The sequence below is a fragment of the Pseudomonas sp. URMO17WK12:I11 genome, assembly GCF_007677725.1.
GTDB lineage: Bacteria > Pseudomonadota > Gammaproteobacteria > Pseudomonadales > Pseudomonadaceae > Aquipseudomonas.
Genome location: NZ_VEDF01000052.1, coordinates 1 through 308 on the forward strand (window position 1 = coordinate 1; position 308 = coordinate 308).

Sequence of the window (308 nt, forward strand, 5' to 3'; positions counted from 1 at the left end):
TAGGTGATGCGGTAGAGGAGCGTTCTGTAAGCCTGTGAAGGTGAGTTGAGAAGCTTGCTGGAGGTATCAGAAGTGCGAATGCTGACATGAGTAACGACAATGCGAGTGAAAAACTCGCACGCCGAAAGACCAAGGTTTCCTGCGCAACGTTAATCGACGCAGGGTTAGTCGGTCCCTAAGGCGAGGCTGAAAAGCGTAGTCGATGGAAAACAGGTTAATATTCCTGTACTTGCAGTTATTGCGATGGAGGGACGGAGAAGGCTAGGCCAGCTTGGCGTTGGTTGTCCAAGTTTAAGGTGGTAGGCTGA

At 50.6% G+C, this 308-nt stretch carries 1 rRNA gene; it reads left to right on the plus strand.

Features of this window, described 5'->3' with window-relative positions:
- Positions 1–308: ribosomal RNA gene (locus tag FS665_RS23195) — 23S ribosomal RNA — on the plus strand; the annotation flags it as partial.